A 21,167-nucleotide genomic window follows, 5' to 3' on the forward strand; every position below is an offset into this window, starting at 1 on the left:
TTAAGCGATGAGTCATCTTGAAAAATACGACCAGGCTTTCATGGAAACCTTCATGGTGGAGCAAAAGGATTTGGCTGCGCTGAAGTATCAAGACATCGCGGCTTGGGACAGTGTGGGGCATATGGCCTTGATGGCGGCGTTGGAAGAGGCGTTCGACATCGAGATGGATATCGACGACATCATCGAGTTTTCCAGCTATGCGGCGGGCCAGGGGATTTTGGCCAAGTACAAGGTCGTCATCGAGCCGGCGGCATGAGCACGTTGAACGGACCGGCGGCCCTCGATATCAAGGACATCATCCAGTGTCAGCGCAACCGCTATCCTGTGCTGTTGATCGACAAGATTGTTGAGTTGCAGCCCGGAGAACGGGCGACCGGCGTCAAACGGTTTACTTACAACGAGTGGTTCTTTCCCGGCCATTTCGATGATGAGCCCAATGTGCCCGGTTTCGTTCAGATCGAAACCCTGGTTCAGACCTTCATCCTCACCTTCTTGTGCAAGGAGGAGTACAAGGGAATGAAGACCAACTTCGTCTCAATCAACAATATCCGGTTCAAACGCAAGATTGTGCCGGGCGACACCCTGCGCATCGAAGCCAGCCTGAAGTCCTTCAAGCGCGGCATCGCCATCGGCTCGGCCGAAAGCTTTGTGGATGACGAGCCGGCGTGCAGCGCCGAATTCGTGGTGGCGGTGCCGGATATTCTTGATCAGTTCAAACCCAAGGCGCCGAGGGAAGCATGATGATGCGGGTTGCGGACTACATCATGCAGCGGCTGGCGCAAGCCGGCGTGGAACATGTGTTCCAGGTGACTGGGCGCGGCTCCTTGTTTCTGAACGACGCTTTGGCCAAGCATGCGGCTTTGCAGCCGGTGTCCTTGCATCATGAGCAGTCCTGCGCGTTCGCCGCCCTGGCCTATGCGGAGCAAAGAGGGGGCTTGGGCGCTTGCCTGGTGTCTACCGGCTGCGCATCCACCAATACCTTGACCGGCGTGCTCTGCGCCTGGCAGGACGCGGTGCCGTGCATTTTCATCTCGGGCCAGAATACCCTGCGCGAGACCAGCCGCCATACCGGCATTCCCTTGCGCACCTACGGGCAGCAAGAGGCCGACATCGTGGCTCTGGTGAGCCCGATAAGCAAGTTCGCGCGCATGATCTCCACGCCGGAGGAAATCGTCCCGGCGATGGAAGAGGCGTTGCGGCAAGCCATGTCTGGCCGCAAAGGCCCGGTCTGGCTGGATATCCCGCTGGATCTGCAAAGCGCGTTGATCGATCCGGAACAGATCGAGCGTCCCGCTGCGTACCCGGTAGAAGCGCCGCGGCCGGCGCCGCAAGACGTGGCCGCGGTGCGCGCTCGCCTGCGCGACGCGAAACGACCGGTATTGCTGATTGGCAGCGGCGTGCGCGCCTCGGGCGCGGAGGATTTGCTCAAGATCCTGGTCGAGCGCTGCAATATTCCGCTGACCTATACCAGCGCCGCGCCGGACTGCTATGGCGCGGCCCATGATTTGTCCATAGGCTCGGTTGGGTCCATGGGCTGCTCGCGCGCCGGCAATTTCGCGGTGCAGAACGCTGACTTCGTGCTGGTGCTGGGCTCGCGGCTGTCTTCGCTCACCACCGGTCCTGACTTCTGCAAATTCGCGCGCGGCGCGCATACCGTCGTCGTGGACATCGATCCAGTTGAACACAGCAAGGACGGCGTCCGCATCGACCAATTGGTGCAAGCCGACGTCCATGCCTTCCTCAGCGCGCTGTTGAGCGAGAATACGCCGACGGCTCCGGCGCCATGGGCCGACAAGTGTCGGTATTGGAAAGCGCTGTTCGGCGCGGTAGAACCTGCGTTCGCCTCCGACGCCGCCGTCGATCTTTATCAGTTGGCCGAGTCCCTGGGACGGCTGCTGCCCGCGCCGGCCACGTTGGTGACGGACTCGGGTCTGGCCGAAGTGATTCTGCCGACCAATATGCGCTTTTCCTCCGGAATCAACTGTGTCCATCCGGTTTCCCAAGGCTCGATGGGTTTTGCCTTGCCCGCGGCCATAGGAGCATGGCATGGCCGCGCGCAGCCAGTGGTCGCCGTTATCGGCGACGGTTCCATCATGATGAATCTGCAGGAGCTGGAGAGCATCCGCTATCAGCGCTTGCCGATCAAGGTGGTGGTCATCAACAACAATGTCTACTCCATCATCCGGCGGCGGCAGCGGGATCTGTTCCGCAAGCGGACCATAGGCACGGATCCGGACAACGGCGTCAGTTGTCCCGACTTCGCCCAATTGGCCCAGTGTTTCGGTTTCCACTACCAGAGGATTGAGCGTACCTCCGAACTGGATGCCGGTTTGACCGCCATGCTGGCCCACGACGGGCCGGTGCTGTGCGAAATCATGGGGCGAGTCGATCAGGGTTATATCGAGTTGGGCCATGCCCGCAGCGAGGCGGACCGCCGGTTTGTGCGTCGTCCGCTGGAAGATCAGCAGCCTTTTCTTGAACGCGAATTGTTCTTGCGAGAAATGATAGTCGAGCCCATCGACCAGTAAGCCGGAGACCTTGCATGTCAGTGATTACCCTAGGCAATGGACGCCAAGTCGGGGATTATCTAAAGCCCTATGTGGTGGCCGAACTCAATACCAGTCATTTCGGCGATCTGGGCATTGCGCGCGCGATGATAGACGAGGCCAAGGCCGCCGGTTGCGATTGCGTGAAGTTTCAGTCCTGGAGCGCGGAGACGCTTTATTGCGACAGCTATTACCAGGCCAACGCCATCGCCAAGCGCATCGTCAAGAAATTCGCTCTGGACGGCGCCCAGCTCAAGGAGCTGGCCGAATACGCCGCCGCGCAGGGTATCGATTTCGCTTCTACGCCTTACTCCATCCAGGAAGCTGAATTTCTGCTGTCGGAGTGCAAGGCGCCCTTCATCAAGATCGCCTCGATGGAGCTCAACAATCTGCCCTATCTAGAGCAGCTGGGACGCCTGGGCGCGCCGCTGGTGCTATCCACTGGCATGGGGTCGTTCGAGGAAATCCGCGAGGCTGTGCGCGCGATCGAGGCCAGCGGGAACCGTCAGCTGATCATATTGCACTGCACTTCGATCTACCCGTCTCCTCCCCAACTGATCCGTCTGCAGAACATCGCCGGCTTGCGCAGCGAGTTTCCCGCCTTCCCCATCGGCTATTCCGATCACAGCCAGGGCATTGAGATACCCGCCGCCGCGGTGGCGCTGGGGGCCTGCCTGATCGAGAAGCACTTCACTTTGGATAGCTCGCGCATCGGCATGGACAATCAGATGGCGACGGAGCCCGAAGAGATGCGGGCGATGATACGCGCCTGTCACCGGGTGCAGGAGGCCATGGGCGGCGCGGGGCGCGTGCTGAGCGATGAAGAGCGGGCGCAAGCATTGAAAATGCGCCGCAGCATCGTCACCCGACGCGCTTTGCCCGCCGGCCATGTATTGACCGAGGCCGATTTAGACGCCAAGCGCCCCGGCGACGGCATTGCGCCATCGCAGTTGGCCGTGGTGCTTGGGCGAACGCTCAAACAGGATCTGGGCGCTGAGACGGTGCTGACGTGGGCGTTGCTGGCGGACCATGAGCCGGCCCCCACTTAAGGTGAAAATGGGACATTGAACGTGATGACGCTTAATGCCATCCAGCCCCGGCTGGACGATGTGATCGCAGGCCGGCAGACGCTGGAGCTCGACATCCTGGACGATGAGGGCCAGGCTTGCGGCGTGTTGCGGCCGCTGACGCGGGCCGACCTCGACGACGACGACATCATCCGCAAGCTCACCGAATGGCGGAATCAGAATATGGCGAATTTTCTCAGCCATTTTGTCGCGACGCCTGAGCGAACCCGGCGCTGGATGGGCGAGGTGCTGTTCAAAACGCCGGGGCAGCTGCTGTTCCTGGTATGTGCGGATGGCCAGGTGGTTGGGCATTTCGGCTTCAAGGACCTGAGCCGGGACGAGGTTCTGCTCGACAATGCGATGCGAGGCGAGCGCCTGGGGCATCCTAAACTATTCGTCTACGCCGGAAGGCGGTTGGTCGCCTGGTTATTGCGAGAGGCCGCGGTGCGGCGCGTCCATGCCTATGTAATGACGGAGAACGTGGCCTCGGTGATGATGAACAAGCAGATAGGTTTCACCGGCTGGCTGCGTCATCCCCTGATCAAACGCGTCAAAAACGGAGAAACGCGCTGGGAGATGGGCGCGTCAGACGAATCCAGCCCGGATGAGCGCTATTGTTTCCGGCTTGTGATCGAACAGCCCGAGTGATGATTTCCTCCGACGCCGGGGCTGCTTCGCAGGCCCGCCGCCGGATTCCATGCTAAGGAAGCACCCAATGGACGAGATTCAAAAGTTTGCCCGGGAAGTCGAGCAGAATATTCAAGGCCTGGCGGGAGACCAAGCGCTCCAGCAACTGTCGCGCACCTGGACCCGCGACGTGGCCCGGCATAAGTGGTCCTATAATTTCGCCTGGATGGGACGGCCGGCGATCCAGTTTCCCAACGACGCCTGGGCGATGCAGGAATTGATTTGGCAGGTGAAGCCGGATCTCATCATCGAGGCTGGCATCGCTCATGGCGGTTCCCTGGTGTATTACGCGTCCTTGCTGGCCATGCTGGATATGAGCGAGGCGGTGGAAAGCGGGGCGGCGTGCGATCCCAAAAGCACCCGGCGCAAGGTCCTGGGTCTGGACATCGACATCCGCTCGCACAACCGCGCGGCGATTGAGAGTCATCCGATGGCCAACTGGATTCAGATGATAGAGGGTTCCAGCGTGGCGCCCGAGACGGTAGCCAAGGTCAGGGACATCGCCAAAGGACATCGGCGCATCTTGGTGAGCCTGGACTCCAACCATACTCATGAGCATGTGCTGGCCGAGCTGAAGGCGTATGCGCCCCTGGTGACGGCGGGCAGCTACTGCGTGGTTTTCGACACCATTGTTGACGATATGCCGCCGGAACTATCGACGGATCGGCCCTGGGGGCCGGGCAACAATCCCAAAACCGCGGTGCGCGAATACCTGGCCGACCATCCCGAATTCGAGATCGACGCCGATATTCACCATAAATTGCTGATCACCGTTGCGCCGGACGGTTATCTGAAGCGTATCGCCTGAGCCATCAGGACAGCTCGGGCTGCCAGACCCTCCACGGCGCCCGGCCGCTTTCCCACAGCTCGTCCAGCTGGATTTTTTCGCGCAGCGTATCCATCGGCTGCCAGAAGCCGGCATGTTGGAAGGCCGTCAGCTGACCCATGGCGGCCAGCTTCGCCATCGGCTCGCCCTCCCAGCTGGAGTGGTCGCCTTCGATCAAGGCGATCACTTCGGGCTGCAGCACGAAAAAGCCGCCATTGATCCAGCCGCCGTCGCCCGGCGGTTTTTCCTTGAAGCCTGTGACGCGGCTGCCTTTGCACACCAAGGCGCCAAACCGGCCTGGAGCTTGTACCGCCGCCACCGTGGCCAGTTTGCCGTGCTCACGGTGAAAGGCGATCTCCGTGGTCAGATCGATGTCGGCCAGCCCGTCGCCATAAGTGAAGCAGAACGCTTCGCCGGCCGGCAGGTAAGGGGCCACGCGTTTGAGCCGGCCTCCGGTCATCGTGTGCTCTCCGGTATTGACCAGAGTCACATGCCAGGGCTCTGCATGCTGGCGATGCACCTTCATTTGATTCTGGGTGAAATCAAATGTCACATCGGACATGTGCAGGAAATAATTGGCGAAATATTCCTTGATGACATAGCCCTTGTAGCCCAAGCAAATGATGAAGTCATTGATGCCGTGCGCGGAAAAGATCTTCATGATGTGCCACAGAATGGGCCGGCCTCCCACGCTGATCATCGGCTTGGGTTTGAGGTGGCTTTCTTCCGATATCCGGGTGCCGAGTCCGCCGGCCAGGATCACGGCTTTCATCTGCAAGTTTCCATTGCGTCAATCAACGAATGCTGCCGTAACGCTCGTGCAGCAACACATCCATGAAATTGGCGGCGGAGGCCTGGGCCTTGATGTATTCGGTCAGGATGGGGGAGGTTTCTTCGCTGATCTGGGGGAAGGACAGGCCATAGCAGGCCAGGGTGTTGCGGTACTTGAGCAGGCAGCAGTTGCTTATGCTGTTGATCATCATGTCCCGTTCCTGTCCGGCGGGCAGATTGCGCCGGATGACGTCTATATAGGCGTTGATCTGGTTTTCATAGCTGGCGAAGCCATCCAGGCCATCCAGCATCAGCTTGCGCTTATAGGCTTCCTGGTCGCCGTAGTCGTGCGCCTGGCGCATGAAGAACAGGATTTCAGGGTCGTAAGCGAATGCGCCTTGGGCGGCCATCTCGAACAACAGCACATGGTCGATGCCGACGATGGGCATCGCCACATTGCGGTATTGCACTTTGCGGAAGGCCGACATGCGGTTCATGCCGTAGGCCTGATAGGCGTAGACCAGGCCCCAGGCCACCACATGCATGCGCGAGAAGGTGTCCATGCCGCGGGTGTCGAAAATACCGCCGATCTGGCTGCCCACGCCGCTTTCATTGAAAAAAGCGGATGCCGTCACAGCCAGGACCACATCGGGCTGGTTGTCGAGTTGGGCGACGCAGCGCTCAATGTATTGTTTGTGATACAGATCGTGGCCGGCGGCGAACATCATGTATTCGCCGCGGCAGCGGTCGAAAATCCGGTAGAAGTTCTGCGGCGCGGCAACCGTTTCTTCCGTGCGCAGCAAAGTGATGCGGGAATCTACCGCGGCATAACTTTGCAGTAGTTCATAAGTGCCGTCGTCGGAATGGTTGTCGGAGATGATCAGTTCAAAATCGCCGTAAGTCTGCCCCAGCAACGATTGCAAAGTCATGTCCAGATATCTTGCCTCCCGGTAGACGGGCATGCCGATGCTTACTTTTGGAATAGTCATTGTTCTACCTTGTAAAGATTGGAAGTCGTTGCTGCTGCCTGCATTCTAGCCAAGGCCGATGAAGATCGGCGACTGTAAACAGCGGCCCGGGAAGTCTTGCGCATTGCGGTCGCAAGCGGCGCGATTGGCTGCGCGCTTATTCTACCCAGGCGGGGTAGGGGCCGGTAGTCCCTTGCCAAGGCGGCGGCATGGGGATTCAAAGGCCGGGCTTGGCGGCGGCGCCCTCTTTGGGCGGCGATAAACGCGATTCCGTTAAGCTGGGCATGATGTGATGCGAGCCGCCATGTTTGGGTGTCCGCGTTCAACTTAAGGCGCGCATTGCGCAAATCAAGCCTTTGGGCCATGTCCAGGCCTTATCGTGTCAGCGTCCGGGGCTGCTGCATTATAGTCCCATCCCAATCAGAGACGCTGGCGGCAGGTCTGGCTTGTATGCGGTAATCGTACCAATGATGACATTTTCATGAATACGGGCCGAATCTCCTTTGGGAGGGACGGGTTTCATGGTTTGAGCCGGTGCGGTGGGGGACCACCTCGCTTCGGGCTTGCTGCCTAGCTCCTGTACGAAGATGACATGGGCTTGTATCTGAGCGTCCTGTATCTTGTCCGCGTTCGCCGGCTATTCTTCGGAAAGGCCGGTCTTTCGCGTCGCGGGCGGCCATTCATGCGGACATCGTGTCGCTGAGGCGCTGCGGCCCCCTTTGATTCCGAGGATTTCGGCATGATTTGGGCTGTTGCCCATGACGTTTCTCAGTAATATATGGCAACCCGAATTTTAACCTGCCGTCTTAGCCTGGCGGGCTGTGCTGTCGCCATTCAGGAAACCAAGAAGATGAACTCACTTTTTCTCACTGTCGAAACTCAAGCGGAGTTGGAGCAAGTCCAGGCCTATCTTGCCGTTCATGATCCCAACCAGTTTGAGTTGGTACTGGTGATTAACGCCCAGTTGATGTCGCCGGCATTATCGGCGCTGCAAGCCCGTTCCAAGGTGTGTTTGGTTCCATTCGTGAATGGCCTGCCCATGTTGGATGCGCATAATCTGGCTGCAGCCGGCGGAGAGTGGGTGGGTTTTGCCTGCGGCTTGGGCTTGCCGGTCGATACCGCTCCGGTCGCCGACGACGGCGCTCATTGGCGCGTGAGCGATAGTTGGGCTTGTTTGCCGGGCGGAGTGCCTTTGCGTCGAGAGCGAGCGCGGCAGAGCGAAGGCGATTATGGCCGCTTCCAATTGAGCGGCGTGGAGGACTTCGCCGCTCATCTGCAGCAATGCGGGGAACCGAGTTGGCTATTGGCGCAGCAAGCCAACGGCTGGCTACGCAAAAGCTGGCTCTTGCAATTGGCCGCAGGCGCTCGTCGTTTATCGCCGCATCAATGGCTGCATCGTCGTTTACGGCAGGCGTTCGCGGGAGGTGAAACCGTTGTCTTGACTCATTCGCCCCAGGCCGCGGCCACGCATATCGATGCGTTGGCTAAAGGAGAGGAAGAGCGGGTCCTGTGGTTGCAGCGTGAACTTGTGGGCTGGCTTGAATTGTTGTGCGACGTCTATGCGGATGAATTGCTGGTGCGCTTGGCCTTGCAAGCCTTGCTGCCGCTGAACCGGCCATGGCTGCTGACCGACCGAGGCGCGGCCGACAACTTGGTTGGCCAATTGTCCAGCGTGTTTCGCCAGCAATATCCTCAGGCGCCGCTGCTGAGAAGCCCGCTATTGGAGGGCGCAGGCTGGCGAGTTATGGCGGAAGCGCAGATAGACCGAATCCAGGTGGCCAGTTTCGCCTATGCGGAATCGTTCGCAGCGCAAGCCGGAGCGATGACGCTGGCGACCATCCGTCATGAATGGGTTCGTCTGGACCGTTTGCTGGGTGTGGAGTGTTTTGACGCGACCTTGCAAGACCCGGATGGGCAGTTCATGCAGTTGATGGCGCTCTATCGGGACGGAGATGGCCGCTGGGTGCTGCCGTCTTTGCTCGCCTCGTGGCCGGAGGACGCCTTGATTCGCCTGACTGAGCTATTGCAGGATGGCGCGAAAGGGATTCAGCCCAACCATGCCCAGGTCCGCGATGCGACCCTGGCGCGCGAGCTTGAGCAGAGCGGCGCCGGGCGTTTTCTGCCTGGGCTGGAAGGGTATGCGACCTTGGTCCAGCACGCTTTGCGCTACCGGGCGGCTGCCGATCTTGGGCCTCTGGGCCGGGTGCTGGACTGTGCGTCGGGGGCCGGCTACGGCTGGCATATTCTGGCGGACGCGGGCAGCATGGCCGATTACACCGGCATTGACCTCAACGCCGACGCAATCCGTTTTTCCCAGCGTTTCATCCCCGGCGACGCCGAGAATTGCCGATTTGAGGCGCGTCTGCTGAATACGCTGCCGCCTGCCGCCTACGATACAGTGATCTCATTTGAAACCATAGAACACACGGATGATCCGGAGCTGTTCCTGTGGGAGCTCTCCGAACGCATCGCTTCCGGTGGCCGCTTGCTGCTGAGTTTGCCCACCGAGCGCTGGGCCGGCTCTCACCTGAACCCGACGCATTGGACCAACTGGACGGAGTCCAGAGTGCGTCGTTTGTGCTCGCGCGTATTCGAAAAGGTGGACTTGCATCGTTTGCGGTTATCGTTGGTGTCCCCTGAGACCTTCCAGTCCGGGTTGCTGCACCAGAACTGCGCCGAGTCTGGCGAGGATGAAGGCTTCCTGCTGGTGCTGGAGCAGCCAAGACCGCGGGCACTGGCCAAGCGGGTGGTCGTTCAAAGACGTTTTGCCATGGGCGACGCGCTCTTGGCCAGCTCGGTATTGCCCGCTTTGCGCCGGAAATATCCTGATCGGCAATTGTTGGTCAGAACCCAGGTGGTTGAGGCTTTCCAAGCCATCGAGGAGGCCGACATCGTTGGTTGCATGTCGCTGCAGTTGCGTCCGGACGATATTGTCGTCGATCTGGATGGCGCTTATGAACATGCCAGGGATTTGCACATCATTGAGGCGTATGCGCGACGCAGCGGGGTTGCGCCGAGCGCACCCTCGCTGCCGCGGCTGATGCAGGATTATCGGCCATTGGCCAACAAGATCGTGGCCTCGGGCTGGCTGGCGGCTAAAAAGCCGGAGCATCTGGTGGCCATCCATATGGCGGCAAGTTCGCCGGACCGCATCTGGCCGGCGGCGCGTTGGGGAGAATTGTTGCCGGCGCTGGCCGCCCGCAATATCGGGCTTGTGTTGTTGGGCAGCGGCAAGGATTTTACGCTGGAAAACCTGCCCGAGGCCGCCAGAGCGGGCGTGGTGTCCCTGGTCAATGAGCTGCGTCTGGCCGAAACCGCGGCGGCGATTTCGGTTGCCGACATGCTGATCGCTCCGGACTCCGGCCTGATCCACATCGCCCATGCGGTCGGCACGCCGGTGCTTGGCTTGTTCGGCATGGCTGAGCCGGCGCAGCGCCTGCCGTTGCGCGGCGCATCGCGGGGCCTGATTGCCGATATCGAGTGCAAGGGGTGTCTCGCAGAGCTGCCGGCGGAAGCCGCGCCGCTGTGTCGTAGAGGACACGCGTATTGCATGGATATGCTGACGGTGGAGTCGGTGCTGACCGCCGCCACCGGCATGCTGCAAGAGGTGCCGAATCAACAGTGGCGCAGCCGCCTGCTGCAAAACATTCCATTGCCGTTCTCCTGGGGCAAGGCCAACCGTTTGCAGAACGAGAGCAGACAGGATATTTCAGGGCTGGCGAGTCCTGTGCTTGCCTCCCCTGAGGCGCCGCGCCGCAAGCCGAGAATCGGCGTCTTGACCCGAGATGCCCTGGACGAGGCTTGTTATCGTCTGCGTTTGGGAGACGCCCTGCAGTTAGTGGAAAAAGAGTTCGACCACTATTACTACAAGCATTCGGCCGCCTACCTATATGACGGGGTGTATCCGTTCGACAGCGATGACGATTTCGTCAGGGAAATGGATATCTTCCTGGTGCAGCGTCTGTTCCCAAGGCCGGAGAGCAAGGCCCTGCTTGAAAAGCTGGTCGAATCCGGCAAGCCCATCGTTTACGAAGTGGACGACTGGTTGCCGGAAATGCCTGAGTCGCACCTGATGTACAAAGAGTGCGAATCTTCTTTTGAGCAGATCAAATGGCTGCTGCCCAAATGCGCATTGGTCACGGTGACCACCGAGCCGTTGGCGGAGAAAGTGCGCCCCTTCAACGATAAGGTTTTTGTTTTCACCAACACTCTGGCCCGGGACCGCTTCGTAATGCCTAGGCCGCGCAATGACAAAGTCACCATCGGCTTTGCCGGCACCACGTCCCGCGGCAAAGAAATGGCGGCGATAGAGCCGGCGCTGATGCGTATTTATCGAGAATACGCCGGTTTGGTGAAATTCGTATTCTGGGGAGAAGTCCCCAAATCCATGGTGGGGATGAAGGATGTCCGGCAAGTCACCACGTTTGTGAATTACAGCAAGTTTCTGACCGATCTTGCGGACCTGCGGCTGGATATCGGCATCGCTCCTTTGGCTCACGGCGCATTCAACGACAGCAAGTCCGATTTGAAATGGCTGGAGTACTCCGTGGTCGGCGCGGCGACGGTTTTGTCCGATACGCCGGCCTACGCCTGGCTCAAGGATAGCGGCATGGCCAGCGTGGTGGAGAACACGGAGCAGGCATGGTTCGAGGCCTTGGCGGCCTTGGTTGAGGACGCGGATCTCAGAGAGCGGCGTATTGCGCTGTCCCAGCATTACATCAAGGAGCGCAGGGTACTGGAAGACGCCGTGCCTTTATTGTTTGATCAATGGCGCCAGCTGCTGCCCAAGAACTTGCGGCCAAACGGCATCAGCGAAATGGGAAAGGTCACCACTTACGCATTTTCCGAACCCGAACAGTTTGCGTTGCGGGACTACCGGCGCTGGCTGGGAAACCATAATCTACGAGAGATCCACGCGGAGCAATTGGCGGAGTCGATGTGCACTGCCTGGCAAAGCCGGCCTTGGTTCAATCTGATCGTATTGGCGCCGCAAACCCGGCTGACTCGTCTGGCGGAGAGTCTGGCGGCCTTGGAAAACCAGCTTTACCCTAATTGGCGATTGATCGTGCTGTCCGACAGCGCGGTGCCGGATCCGGTGTTCAACAGCAGCGATCAACTGGGTTGGGTGCAGTTGGATGATCTGAGCGACTTTGAGACGGTGGCCGCGACCATCAACGGCGTGATCTCCGAAGTGGCATCCGATTGGACGTGGTTGTTGCCCGCAGGCTTCCGTCTACAACCGCAGGCCTTGCTGCGTTTTGGCGAGGCCATCCATCAGCATCCGGACTGGAAAGCCGTGTATTGCGACAGCGACGTCGTGTCGCCGATGGGGGAGCGTTTCCTGCCGGCCTTCCGGCCGGACTTCTCGCCGGAATATCTGCGCTCGATGGACTACATCGGCGACGCGGTCGCCTTCTCCACAACCGCGCTGTCGATGCTGGGCGGCTTCCAGCCCTATCCCGGCGCCTACAATTTCGACGCCTTGCTGCGCTTGTTCGAGCTGCAAGGCTCGCATGTCATCGGCCATGTCGACGACATGTTGCTTTCCTTGCCATGGCGGCATCCCGATCAACAGCCCTTGTGTCTGGCGTCTTGCCAGGTAGCCTTGGAAGAGCATGCCAAGCGCTGCGATCAGTCTGCCAGCGTGGGGCCGGGGCTGGTGGACGGGACCTTCCATTTTGAGTATCAGGTCCAGGGCAGCCCTCTGGTTTCCATCATTATTCCGACGCGGGATAAGCTTGAATATCTGGAGCCGTGCATAGACAGCGTGCTGCAGCGCACCGCCTACCAACACTTTGAGTTGATCATTGTGGACAACCGTTCGGAGCAGCCGGAAACCCAGGAGTATTACCAAGCGTTGCAGGCGAGCTATCCCGGGCGGGTCCAGATCGTGGCCTATGACCAGCCGTTCAATTTCTCCGCCCAGTGCAACCTTGGCGCAGCGCATGCGCGCGGCGACTACTTGCTGCTTTTGAACAACGATACCGAACTGGCACTGGAAAGCTGGTTGGAACGCATGCTGGCGACAGCTCAGCAACCGGGAGTGGGCGTGGTCGGCGCCCGCCTGCTGTATCCGGAAGTCGGGCAAATTCAGCATGCCGGCATTGTATTGGGCTTGCCGGGGGGCATGCACTCGGTGGCGGATCACGTGTTCGAGCCTCAGGACATGAATCTGCCGGGGTATATGAGCCGCGCCGTGACCATGCAGAACTACTCCGCCGTCACTGGAGCTTGTCTGATGGTGGCCAAGTCCACTTACCTGGATGTGGGAGGCATGGATGAAGAAAAATTCCAGGTGTGCTTTAACGACGTCGATCTGTGCTTGAAGGTTCAGGCGGCGGGTTGGCGCAATGTTTACAATCCGTTTGCTGTGATGTACCACCATCACGCCAAGAGCATAGGGCGCACCACTTCCGATCCGCGTATAGCGTTGCAGGCCGCGGTTCGCGAGCGCGGGGAAATGGAGAACTTCCTCCATGCCTGGATGCCGGTGTTGAAACGAGACCCTGGCTTCAACCGGCACCTATCCCTGCGCAAGCGCAGAATGGAACTGGAAACTGAACGGCACGTATCTTGGGACCCGAGCCTGGGCGGACGGCAGCGGGTATTGGGCGTGCCGGTGCCTGGCGGCAGCGGCGAGTACCGGCTGAGTCAGCCCTTATCGGTATTGCAAGAGCACGGCCTGCTGGACGGGGAGATTCTGCAGCCGGTGCATGGCTTGCCCTCTCTGGTGGAAATGGCGCGCATGGCGCCGGATGTCTTATTGCTGCATACCGCGGTGAACGATGGCGTTTTGGACGCTTTGGGGCAATACCGGTCCTACTTCCCTGGCATTCGAACCATCTTGGGCATTGACGACCTGGTGGGCGGCACGCCGCTGAAGAGCGACTTGTACGACCATTGGCGACGCCACTATCCCGATGCCAAGCAGCGTCTGCGTCGGGCGTTGAACATGTCCGATGCCCTGGTCGTGTCGACGGAACCGTTGCGTGAGTTCACGCAGGGCATGGTTGGCGAGGTTGCGGTGATCCCCAACCGTTTGCGTCGCAGCATCTGGGGCGAATTGCAAGCCAAGCGGCGAGTCGGAGCCAAGCCCAGAGTGGGTTGGGTGGGCGCGTCGCAACACCGCGGCGACCTTGAGCTGCTGTTCGAGGTGATCAAACAGACTCACCAGGAGGTCGATTGGGTGTTCATGGGCATGTGCCTGCCCCAGTTCCGGCCATATGTGGCCGAGGCGCATCAAGGCGTGCCCTTCAGCGAATACCCGGAAAAGGTCGCAACCCTGAATCTGGACCTGGCGGTGGCGCCCTTGGAGATGAACGCGTTCAATGAGGCGAAGAGCAATCTGCGCTTGCTGGAGTACGGCGCGATGGGATGGCCGGTGGTGTGTACCGACATCTATCCGTATCAGACCAACGGCGCGCCCGTTTGCCGCGTGCCGAATGATGTCGCCGTCTGGGTCGACGCCATTCGCAGCCGCGCGCATGACCTGGATCAGGCGGAGCGGGAGGGAGACCTGCTGCGTGCCTGGGTAGAGCGCGACTATTGGTTGGAAGACCATCACGAGGACTGGGCCAAAGTCTTGCGTGGTTGAGTCTAGGGGCTGGTAGGGGAGCCGCTTTGCGATCATTGAGATCCAAAGCGGCTTTTTAATGATCGGCTTGAAGCGTGTTAATTGGTAAAAATACCATTTTGGTCAAGTTTATTAACCTTTGGACGATCTAATGGCTGTGCTGCGGAATACGGGCGCTCCGGTTGACGCAGTCTTGATCTCAAGGGGAATCACATGGCTATTACAGTAAACACCAATATTGCGTCGCTGAACGCTCAGCGCAACCTCAACCAATCCAGCAACTCGCTGCAGGTTTCGCTGCAACGCCTGTCTTCCGGCATGCGCGTCAACAGCGCCAAAGACGATGCCGCGGGCCTCGCTATTTCCCAGACCCTGACCTCCGCCATCCGCGGTAACAATCAGGCGATCAAGAACGCCAACGACGGCATTTCCGTCGGTCAGACCGCTGAAGGCGCGCTGGGGCAGATCGCCAACAATATGCAACGTATCCGCGAAATCGCGGTACAGGCGTCCAACGGCTCGGTCAGCAACACCAACCGCTCGCAACTGCAAAGCGAAGTGGACCAGCTGACTCAGGAAATCTCGCGTATCGTGCAAACCACCCAGTTCAACGGCACCAGCCTGTTGTCCGGCGGCTCGGTACTGACCTTCCAGGTGGGCTCGTCCGGCGCGGCGACCAACCAAGTGTCGATTTCCTCCACCGACCTGACCTCGGCGGGCACGTTGAACGCCTATAACTCCAGCCTGACCAATACCGGCACGATCAGCGTGACCACGCAGGCTGGCGCATCTGGTGCCTTGTCTTCGCTGGACGCCGACATCGCCCAGATCTCGAACATCCGTTCGACCTTCGGCGCGGTGCAGAACCGTTTTGACGCGGTGGTCTCCAACCTGCAGAACTATACCGAGAACCTGACGGCGGCCAACAGCCGCATCGTGGATGTCGACTTCGCGGCGGAAACCGCCACCCTGACCAAGAACCAGATTCTGCAACAGGCCGGCACTTCCATCCTGAAGAACGCCAACTCGCTGCCGCAATCCGCGTTGACGCTGCTGCAGTAATGAGGGAAGGGGCTTTGTCCTACCGGGCAAAGCCCCCGCTCTATTTTGGTGCTTGGATGGGAAATGGCATGGTTTGAATGAGGTTTTTGGCAAAATTCACGTTTTGACCGTAAAGTTTATAGAAGCCCTGACGATATGGTGAGTAAGCAAGTCGCTTTGCCCAACTGAACATCAGGAGAATCACCATGGCTATTACCGTCAACACCAACATTGCTTCGCTGAACGCGCAGCGTAACCTCAGCAACTCCAACAACTCGTTGCAAGTTTCGCTGCAACGTCTGTCTTCCGGCCTGCGCGTCAACAGCGCCAAGGACGACGCCGCCGGTCTGGCGATTTCGCAGACCTTGAGCGCCGCCATCCGCGGTAACAACCAAGCGATCAAGAACGCCAACGACGGCATCTCCGTCGGTCAGACGGCGGAAGGCGCTTTGGGCCAGATCGCCAACAACCTGCAGCGTATCCGTGAAATCGCGGTGCAAGCGTCCAACGGTTCGGTCAGCAACACCAACCGTTCGCAGCTGCAAAGTGAAGTGGACCAGCTGACCCAGGAAATTTCTCGTATCGTTCAAACCACCCAGTTCAACGGCACCAGCCTGTTGTCCGGCGGTTCGGTACTGACCTTCCAGGTGGGCTCGTCCGGCGCGGCGACCAACCAGGTTTCGATCTCGTCGACCGACCTGACCTCCGCGGGGATTTTGAACAGCTACAACTCGAGCCTGACCAACACCGGCACCGTGAGCGTTACGACTCAAGGTGGCGCGTCGGGTGCGCTGTCTTCGCTGGATGCCGACATCGCCCAGATTTCGAACATCCGTTCGACCTTCGGTGCGGTGCAAAACCGGTTCGACGCGGTGGTGGCCAACCTGCAGAACTACGTGGAAAACCTGACTGCAGCCAACAGCCGTATCGTGGATGTGGACTTCGCCGCGGAAACTGCTACCCTGACCAAGAACCAGATTCTGCAACAGGCCGGTACTTCGATTCTGAAGAACGCCAACTCGCTGCCGCAGTCGGCACTGACCCTGCTGCAATAAGTCTAGAATGATGGTATGAGCCAGCGGCGGCTCCGGTTGGTTGGGCAACCGGAGCTGCGCGCGTCAGGAGAGTTGTCATGCAAATACCTTCTTTACAATCGCTGCCGATTGCCAACGCGGGCGCATCCGCGCCGCGGCAGCAAACGGTGGAGCTGGCGCAAAGCGGGCAGGGGGCTGATAAGGCCGCTTCCGCTTTGCCGGACAATGCCCAGGCCGTTGCCGCCGCCGGACAGGCGCAGCAGCAGCAGGCGCAAAATACCGCGGCCAAGGAAAAACCATCGGTTACCGAGCAGTTGCAGTCTTCGCTGAAGCAACTGAACAGCGTGGCCTCGCTGTACAATAACCAGCTGGAGTTCTCGGTGGACAAGGACACCGATCTGCAGGTGGTGAAAGTCGTGGACAAGGAAACTCAGAAGGTCATCCGGCAGATACCTTCCGAGGACGCGATCCGGATCGCCAAGGCGATCGGCGACTTCAAGGGCATGCTGCTGAAGGACAAGGCTTGAGTCCCGGGAGCGGCTCAACAAATACACATTAAAGGGTGATGAACATGGCAGGGATAACCACATCAGTCGGCGCGATCGACGTCCAAACCATCGTAAGCCAGTTGATGGCGATCGATTCCCGGCCATTGGTCGCCAGTCAGAAGAAACTGGACGGCTACAACACCCAGTTGAGCGATCTTGGCAAGATCGGTTCCGCGCTGTCCGCGCTGCAAAGCGCGATCACCAGCTTGTCGTCGGGATCGTTCTTGCAAGCGTTCAAGGTGTCCTCCAGCGACACTTCCGTAGCCGGGGTCAGCACCACTTCCGGCGGCGTCAACGGCACTTATGTCGTCAACGTCGCCAAGCTGGCGACCTCTCGGCAACTGGTGTTCGACCAGTTCAACGGCACCGACATCAAAAGCGCGCAAACGGAAATCACCGGCGCGCCCAATGAACTGAAGTTCACCATCAATGGCAAGGAACAGACGGTCAAGCTGAGGGATAATCCTGGCGACAAAGTCACCTTGCAGTCCATTTCCGACAAGATCAACGCCGAAGGCATGGGCATCAACGCCTCTGTCGTTAAAAACGGCGACAACTACAAGCTGGTGGTGGCGTCGACCGCCTCCGGCACCGACAATAAGTTCTCCATCAGCGCAGGCGGCACCGACTCCGGCGGAGTCAGCGGTTCGACGCTGGCTGGCTTGACGCAAAGTCCAACCGCCAACGGCGAGTCCAAGGACGCGGTCAACGCCGAGTTGACTGTGAACGGCGTGCAGGTGACCTCCGGCAGCAATAAAGTCAGCGGCGCGATTCCTGGCGTTGAGTTGGACTTGTACAAGGGCGGAACCGGCGTTTCCACCACGGTGACGCTGAATCAGGACTCCGCCGGCATCGGCAAGAATCTGCAAGGTTTTGTCGACGCGTATAATCAAGTCCTAAGCGCGATCAAGGATGCTCGCGGCGGCAGCATGAAAGGCAATGCCTCGGTTTTGTCGATTCAGCAAAAGCTGCAGGATGTGTTGACCAAATCCATTCCCGGCGTCGACCCGGTCAACTCCTTTGCCTACCTGTCTCAGATCGGGATCGCGATTCAAAAGGACGGCACTCTCAAGCTGGATCAGACCAAGTTCAACGACGCCTTGAAAAAAGACCCGACCGCGGTGAAAAACCTGTTCGGGAATACCAGTAGCAATGGGATTGCCCAGTTGTTGAACAAAGAGATCAACAGTTTGTTGGGCCCGAGCGGCGTGGTGGAAAGCAGCAAGAGCTCGATCAATTCGCGCATCAGCACTGAGAAAGCGTCGCAGGATGCGCTGACCGCTCGGCTGACCGCGCGACAGAAACAATATATCCAGCAATACACCGCCTTGAATTCGACGCTGGCTAAAATGCAGGCTTCGACCAATAATCTGAGCGGTCTGATGTCTCAAGTATGAATTTGGTATTTCGTCATGATTTTACGCTGAGGTCGGATCGGGCAGAACCGCCCGCCGGCCCGGCTCAGCCGGTGGCAACAATATGCTGAACTCCAGAATGTTGAAGCAATTCAACAAGGCTTATGAAAACGACGCCTTGAAGGCAGCGGTGTACGGCGCCAGCCCGATCGGGATCGTGGTCATGCTGTACGAAGGCGCGATCAAGGCGATCATGACCGCCGGCATTGCGATCGAAGCTCAGCGCTTCGATGAAAAGGCGCGCATGATCTCCAAGGCGATGGACATCATCGAAGGCCTGCGCATCGCGCTGGACGTGGAAGCCGGCAGCGAGGCGGCCGTCAACCTGAACGAGCTGTACCTCTATATGAAGACGCGCTTGGGACAAGCCAGCCTCAAGAACGATCTGACCATTTTGGGGGAAGTCCGCAGCCTGTTGGAAACGATTCTCCCCGCCTGGCAGCAAGTCGACCGCAGTCAGCCCGCGGCCAGCGCGGCGGCGGGCGCATGACGGCGACGGCGCGCGCGACGACCTTGGGACAGCTGGTGGCGGAACTGGAGGCTTTGACGCCTCAGGTGTCCGCAGCGGTGTCCGCCAAGGATTACGAGCGTTTCAACGCCTTGCAGGCGCAGCAGGAAAAGCTGATGTCGCGCCTGTTGGCTTCGCTGACCCAGGAAACATTGTCCGGCCTGGAGGAGGCTCAGCGCGACAGGCTGCGCGAGCTGGTGCGGCGGCGCGAGGAAATCCAGGCCGATCTGGTCCAATGGTCGGAAGCGCTACGCTCGGAGCTGGTGCTGATCAATCAGAACTCCCGGGTGCTGAAACACTATCGTTGATCGCAAATCGCCGCGACGGCCCGGCCAGGACGGCGGAGTCGATTTGATGGCGGGTTGGCCTTGGGTTGTTGGAGGTTTCGCCATAAAATTAAGTCACGGCGGAAACTCTTCCATGGGGAACCAAGATGTCCGGCACCTTTTTCCCATACCTGATGGTCGTGCTCTGGCTGATGCTGGCCATGGCGGTGGCGTATGTCTACTGGCGCGTGCTGCGTCTGGAAACCAAACGCGACAGCTTGACCACCATGTATCTCGACCAGCAGCAACAGCAGATCAGCGCTATGCAGCGGGATATGTCGCGCCTGTTGTCCCGGGTGGAGCAGCAGGCGCACGGGGATGTCGGACTCAGCCCTTACAATCAGGCGATCGAGATGATACGCCAGGGCTTGACGGCTTCCGAAGTGGCCTCCCGCTGCGGCATCTCCCGCAGCGAGGCCGAGTTGATCGTTTCCCTGTACCGAAATAGTCCCACCTCATGATTCCGTCGATCAATACCGGCGTCTTGCCGGCGCAGCAGATCAACCCCTCGCAGCTATTGGGCGAGGGCGCCAAGCTGCTGCTGGAAACCGCGACCCTTCCCAGCCGCTTGCCGACGCTGCTGTTGGGCGAGCAGGTGACGGCGCGCGTGGCGGATCGCCTCGACAATAATCAGCTGGCGGTATTGATCAAGAATTCGCTGTTCACGCTGAATCTGCCCCAAGGGGCGACGGTAAGCGGCGATACGCTGCAGCTGAAGGTGGCGTCGCTGCAACCGGCGCTGACCTTTTTATTGCAGGACGGCGGCAAGGAGAGCGCGGAGCAGACCAAGGGCAGTTCGGTGCAAGTGGCCCTGAGCCCGGCTTCCCGTTATCTGACTCATCTGCTGTCCACCCAGACCAGCGACGCCGGCAAGCCGGTGCTGGTCAACGCGGCGCAGCAGCCTCCGCCCAAGGTGGCGGAGGATTTGCAGCAGGGCGTGGCCAAGAGCGGTCTGTTTTACGAATCCCACCTGAAGGATTTCGCCGACGGCCGCACCAGCCTGGCCGAGATCAAGCAGGAGCCGCAGGCCAAGATGAGCCAGGCGCTGGCCAATACCGAGCACGCGGCGGCCAGCGCGCGGCCGCAGGCGCAGACCCAAGCCCAGGAGTTGGGCAATCTGGTGCAAAGGCAGCTCAACGGCCTGGAAAACCAGCAACTGCAGTTTCAAGGCATGGCCTGGCCCGGCCAGCCCATGCAGATGGTGATCGAGCAGGAAAAGACCGAGGCCGACCGCGAAGGCAACGGCCAGCAGGAGATGCAGGCCTGGTCCACCAATCTGTCCTTGAATCTGCCGGCCCTGGGCGGCATGGCCGCGCGCATTCGTCTGGTGGGCCAGTCGGTGCAGGTGTCGTTCTCCGCCGAGGACGAACAGGCTGGGCAGTTGATCACCCAGAACGCCGGCCGGCTGGAGGCGGGTTTGGCCTCGGCCGGCCTGGCCTTGGCCAGCCTGGTGGTGAAGGACGATGGCGCGGCCGCCGAGTGAGGACAAGCGCCGCTCCGCGGTGGCTTTGTCTTACCAGGAGGGGCACCGTTCGCCCAAGGTCGTCGCCAAGGGTTATGGCGAGCTGGCCGAGCGCATCATAGACCGCGCGCGGGAGGCCGGCGTGTTCGTGCACGACTCGCCGGAGCTGGTGTCTTTGCTGATGCAGGTGGACCTGGACAAGAACATTCCGCCGGAGCTCTACCGCGCGGTGGCCGAGGTCCTGGCCTTCGTCTACTTTCTGGAGCATCACGCCTCCGGCAAGGATTATGAATTCGAGGCTTGGCTGGGCGGGCGCAAGCCTGCGCCTTTGCCCGAGCCCTGATTCTCCCCGCCGCGCGCTGGCGTTGCGGCGCGCTTCCCCTTATCCTCGATGA

18 protein-coding genes are annotated in these 21,167 nt (G+C 59.8%); 16 read left to right on the plus strand and 2 right to left on the minus strand.

Features of this window, described 5'->3' with window-relative positions; genetic code table 11:
- Positions 1-7: 7 nt before the first annotated feature.
- The 6 genes from ACODRW_RS01895 to ACODRW_RS01920 all read left to right on the plus strand — a co-directional run bounded on the left by ACODRW_RS01895 (position 8) and on the right by ACODRW_RS01920 (position 5,108).
- Positions 8-256 (plus strand): phosphopantetheine-binding protein, encoded by a 249-nt coding sequence (locus ACODRW_RS01895; RefSeq protein WP_235086902.1) that lies wholly within the window; start codon positions 8-10, stop codon positions 254-256.
- Positions 253-741 carry a 3-hydroxyacyl-ACP dehydratase FabZ gene (gene fabZ, locus ACODRW_RS01900; protein WP_235086905.1) on the plus strand — a complete coding sequence of 163 codons (489 nt, stop codon included), beginning with the start codon at positions 253-255 and terminating at the stop codon, positions 739-741. Before ACODRW_RS01895 ends, fabZ begins: the two co-directional genes overlap by 4 nt.
- Positions 738-2,528: a thiamine pyrophosphate-binding protein gene (locus ACODRW_RS01905; RefSeq protein ID WP_486635783.1), complete on the plus strand. Its 1,791-nt coding sequence runs from the start codon at positions 738-740 to the stop codon at positions 2,526-2,528. Before fabZ ends, ACODRW_RS01905 begins: the two co-directional genes overlap by 4 nt.
- 14 nt (positions 2,529-2,542) lie before the next feature.
- Positions 2,543-3,595, plus strand: a complete 1,053-nt coding sequence (locus ACODRW_RS01910) for an N-acetylneuraminate synthase family protein (RefSeq protein ID WP_488905075.1) — start codon at positions 2,543-2,545, stop codon at positions 3,593-3,595.
- A 24-nt stretch (positions 3,596-3,619) separates the two neighbouring features.
- Positions 3,620-4,261, plus strand: a complete 642-nt coding sequence (locus ACODRW_RS01915) for a GNAT family N-acetyltransferase (protein ID WP_488905076.1) — start codon at positions 3,620-3,622, stop codon at positions 4,259-4,261.
- 67 nt (positions 4,262-4,328) lie between these two features.
- A complete protein-coding gene (locus ACODRW_RS01920) occupies positions 4,329-5,108 on the plus strand; it encodes a cephalosporin hydroxylase family protein (protein WP_488905077.1) in 780 nt (259 codons plus the stop codon).
- Between the two features lie 4 nt (positions 5,109-5,112).
- Here ACODRW_RS01920 and rfbF read toward each other — a convergent pair whose 3' ends face one another.
- Positions 5,113-5,898 (minus strand): glucose-1-phosphate cytidylyltransferase, encoded by a 786-nt coding sequence (gene rfbF, locus ACODRW_RS01925; RefSeq protein WP_488905078.1) that lies wholly within the window; start codon positions 5,896-5,898, stop codon positions 5,113-5,115.
- A 22-nt stretch (positions 5,899-5,920) separates the two neighbouring features.
- The gene (locus tag ACODRW_RS01930; RefSeq protein WP_081545459.1) at positions 5,921-6,886 is read right to left on the minus strand and encodes a glycosyltransferase family 2 protein; all 966 of its coding nucleotides are present in this window, start codon (positions 6,884-6,886) and stop codon (positions 5,921-5,923) included.
- 829 nt (positions 6,887-7,715) lie between these two features.
- Between ACODRW_RS01930 and ACODRW_RS01935 the strand changes: the two genes are divergently transcribed.
- The 10 genes from ACODRW_RS01935 (at position 7,716) to ACODRW_RS01980 (ending at position 21,115) form a co-directional block, all read left to right on the plus strand.
- Positions 7,716-14,459: a glycosyltransferase gene (locus ACODRW_RS01935; RefSeq protein WP_488905079.1), complete on the plus strand. Its 6,744-nt coding sequence runs from the start codon at positions 7,716-7,718 to the stop codon at positions 14,457-14,459.
- Between the two features lie 192 nt (positions 14,460-14,651).
- Positions 14,652-15,500 (plus strand): flagellin N-terminal helical domain-containing protein, encoded by an 849-nt coding sequence (locus tag ACODRW_RS01940; protein ID WP_081545457.1) that lies wholly within the window; start codon positions 14,652-14,654, stop codon positions 15,498-15,500.
- 185 nt (positions 15,501-15,685) lie between these two features.
- Positions 15,686-16,534 carry a flagellin N-terminal helical domain-containing protein gene (locus ACODRW_RS01945; RefSeq protein WP_048414322.1) on the plus strand — a complete coding sequence of 283 codons (849 nt, stop codon included), beginning with the start codon at positions 15,686-15,688 and terminating at the stop codon, positions 16,532-16,534.
- A gap of 77 nt (positions 16,535-16,611) precedes the next feature.
- A complete protein-coding gene (locus ACODRW_RS01950) occupies positions 16,612-17,040 on the plus strand; it encodes a flagellar protein FlaG (RefSeq protein WP_043642102.1) in 429 nt (142 codons plus the stop codon).
- 44 nt (positions 17,041-17,084) lie between these two features.
- On the plus strand, positions 17,085-18,458 hold the full coding sequence (gene fliD / locus ACODRW_RS01955; protein WP_486635780.1) for a flagellar filament capping protein FliD: 1,374 nt from the start codon (positions 17,085-17,087) through the stop codon (positions 18,456-18,458).
- 97 nt (positions 18,459-18,555) lie between these two features.
- Positions 18,556-18,966: a flagellar export chaperone FliS gene (gene fliS, locus ACODRW_RS01960; RefSeq protein WP_233246726.1), complete on the plus strand. Its 411-nt coding sequence runs from the start codon at positions 18,556-18,558 to the stop codon at positions 18,964-18,966.
- Positions 18,963-19,292 (plus strand): flagellar protein FliT, encoded by a 330-nt coding sequence (gene fliT, locus ACODRW_RS01965; RefSeq protein WP_235086921.1) that lies wholly within the window; start codon positions 18,963-18,965, stop codon positions 19,290-19,292. Before fliS ends, fliT begins: the two co-directional genes overlap by 4 nt.
- A 125-nt stretch (positions 19,293-19,417) precedes the next feature.
- Complete coding sequence (locus ACODRW_RS01970) at positions 19,418-19,771, plus strand: DUF2802 domain-containing protein (RefSeq protein WP_081545453.1); 354 nt, start codon at positions 19,418-19,420, stop codon at positions 19,769-19,771.
- Positions 19,768-20,793, plus strand: coding sequence for a flagellar hook-length control protein FliK (fliK, locus tag ACODRW_RS01975; RefSeq protein WP_488905080.1), 1,026 nt, complete (start codon positions 19,768-19,770; stop codon positions 20,791-20,793). Before ACODRW_RS01970 ends, fliK begins: the two co-directional genes overlap by 4 nt.
- Positions 20,774-21,115 (plus strand): EscU/YscU/HrcU family type III secretion system export apparatus switch protein, encoded by a 342-nt coding sequence (locus tag ACODRW_RS01980; RefSeq protein ID WP_019103813.1) that lies wholly within the window; start codon positions 20,774-20,776, stop codon positions 21,113-21,115. Before fliK ends, ACODRW_RS01980 begins: the two co-directional genes overlap by 20 nt.
- The last annotated feature ends 52 nt before the right edge of the window (positions 21,116-21,167 follow it).

Source organism: Chromobacterium sp. FG89, assembly GCF_057808735.1.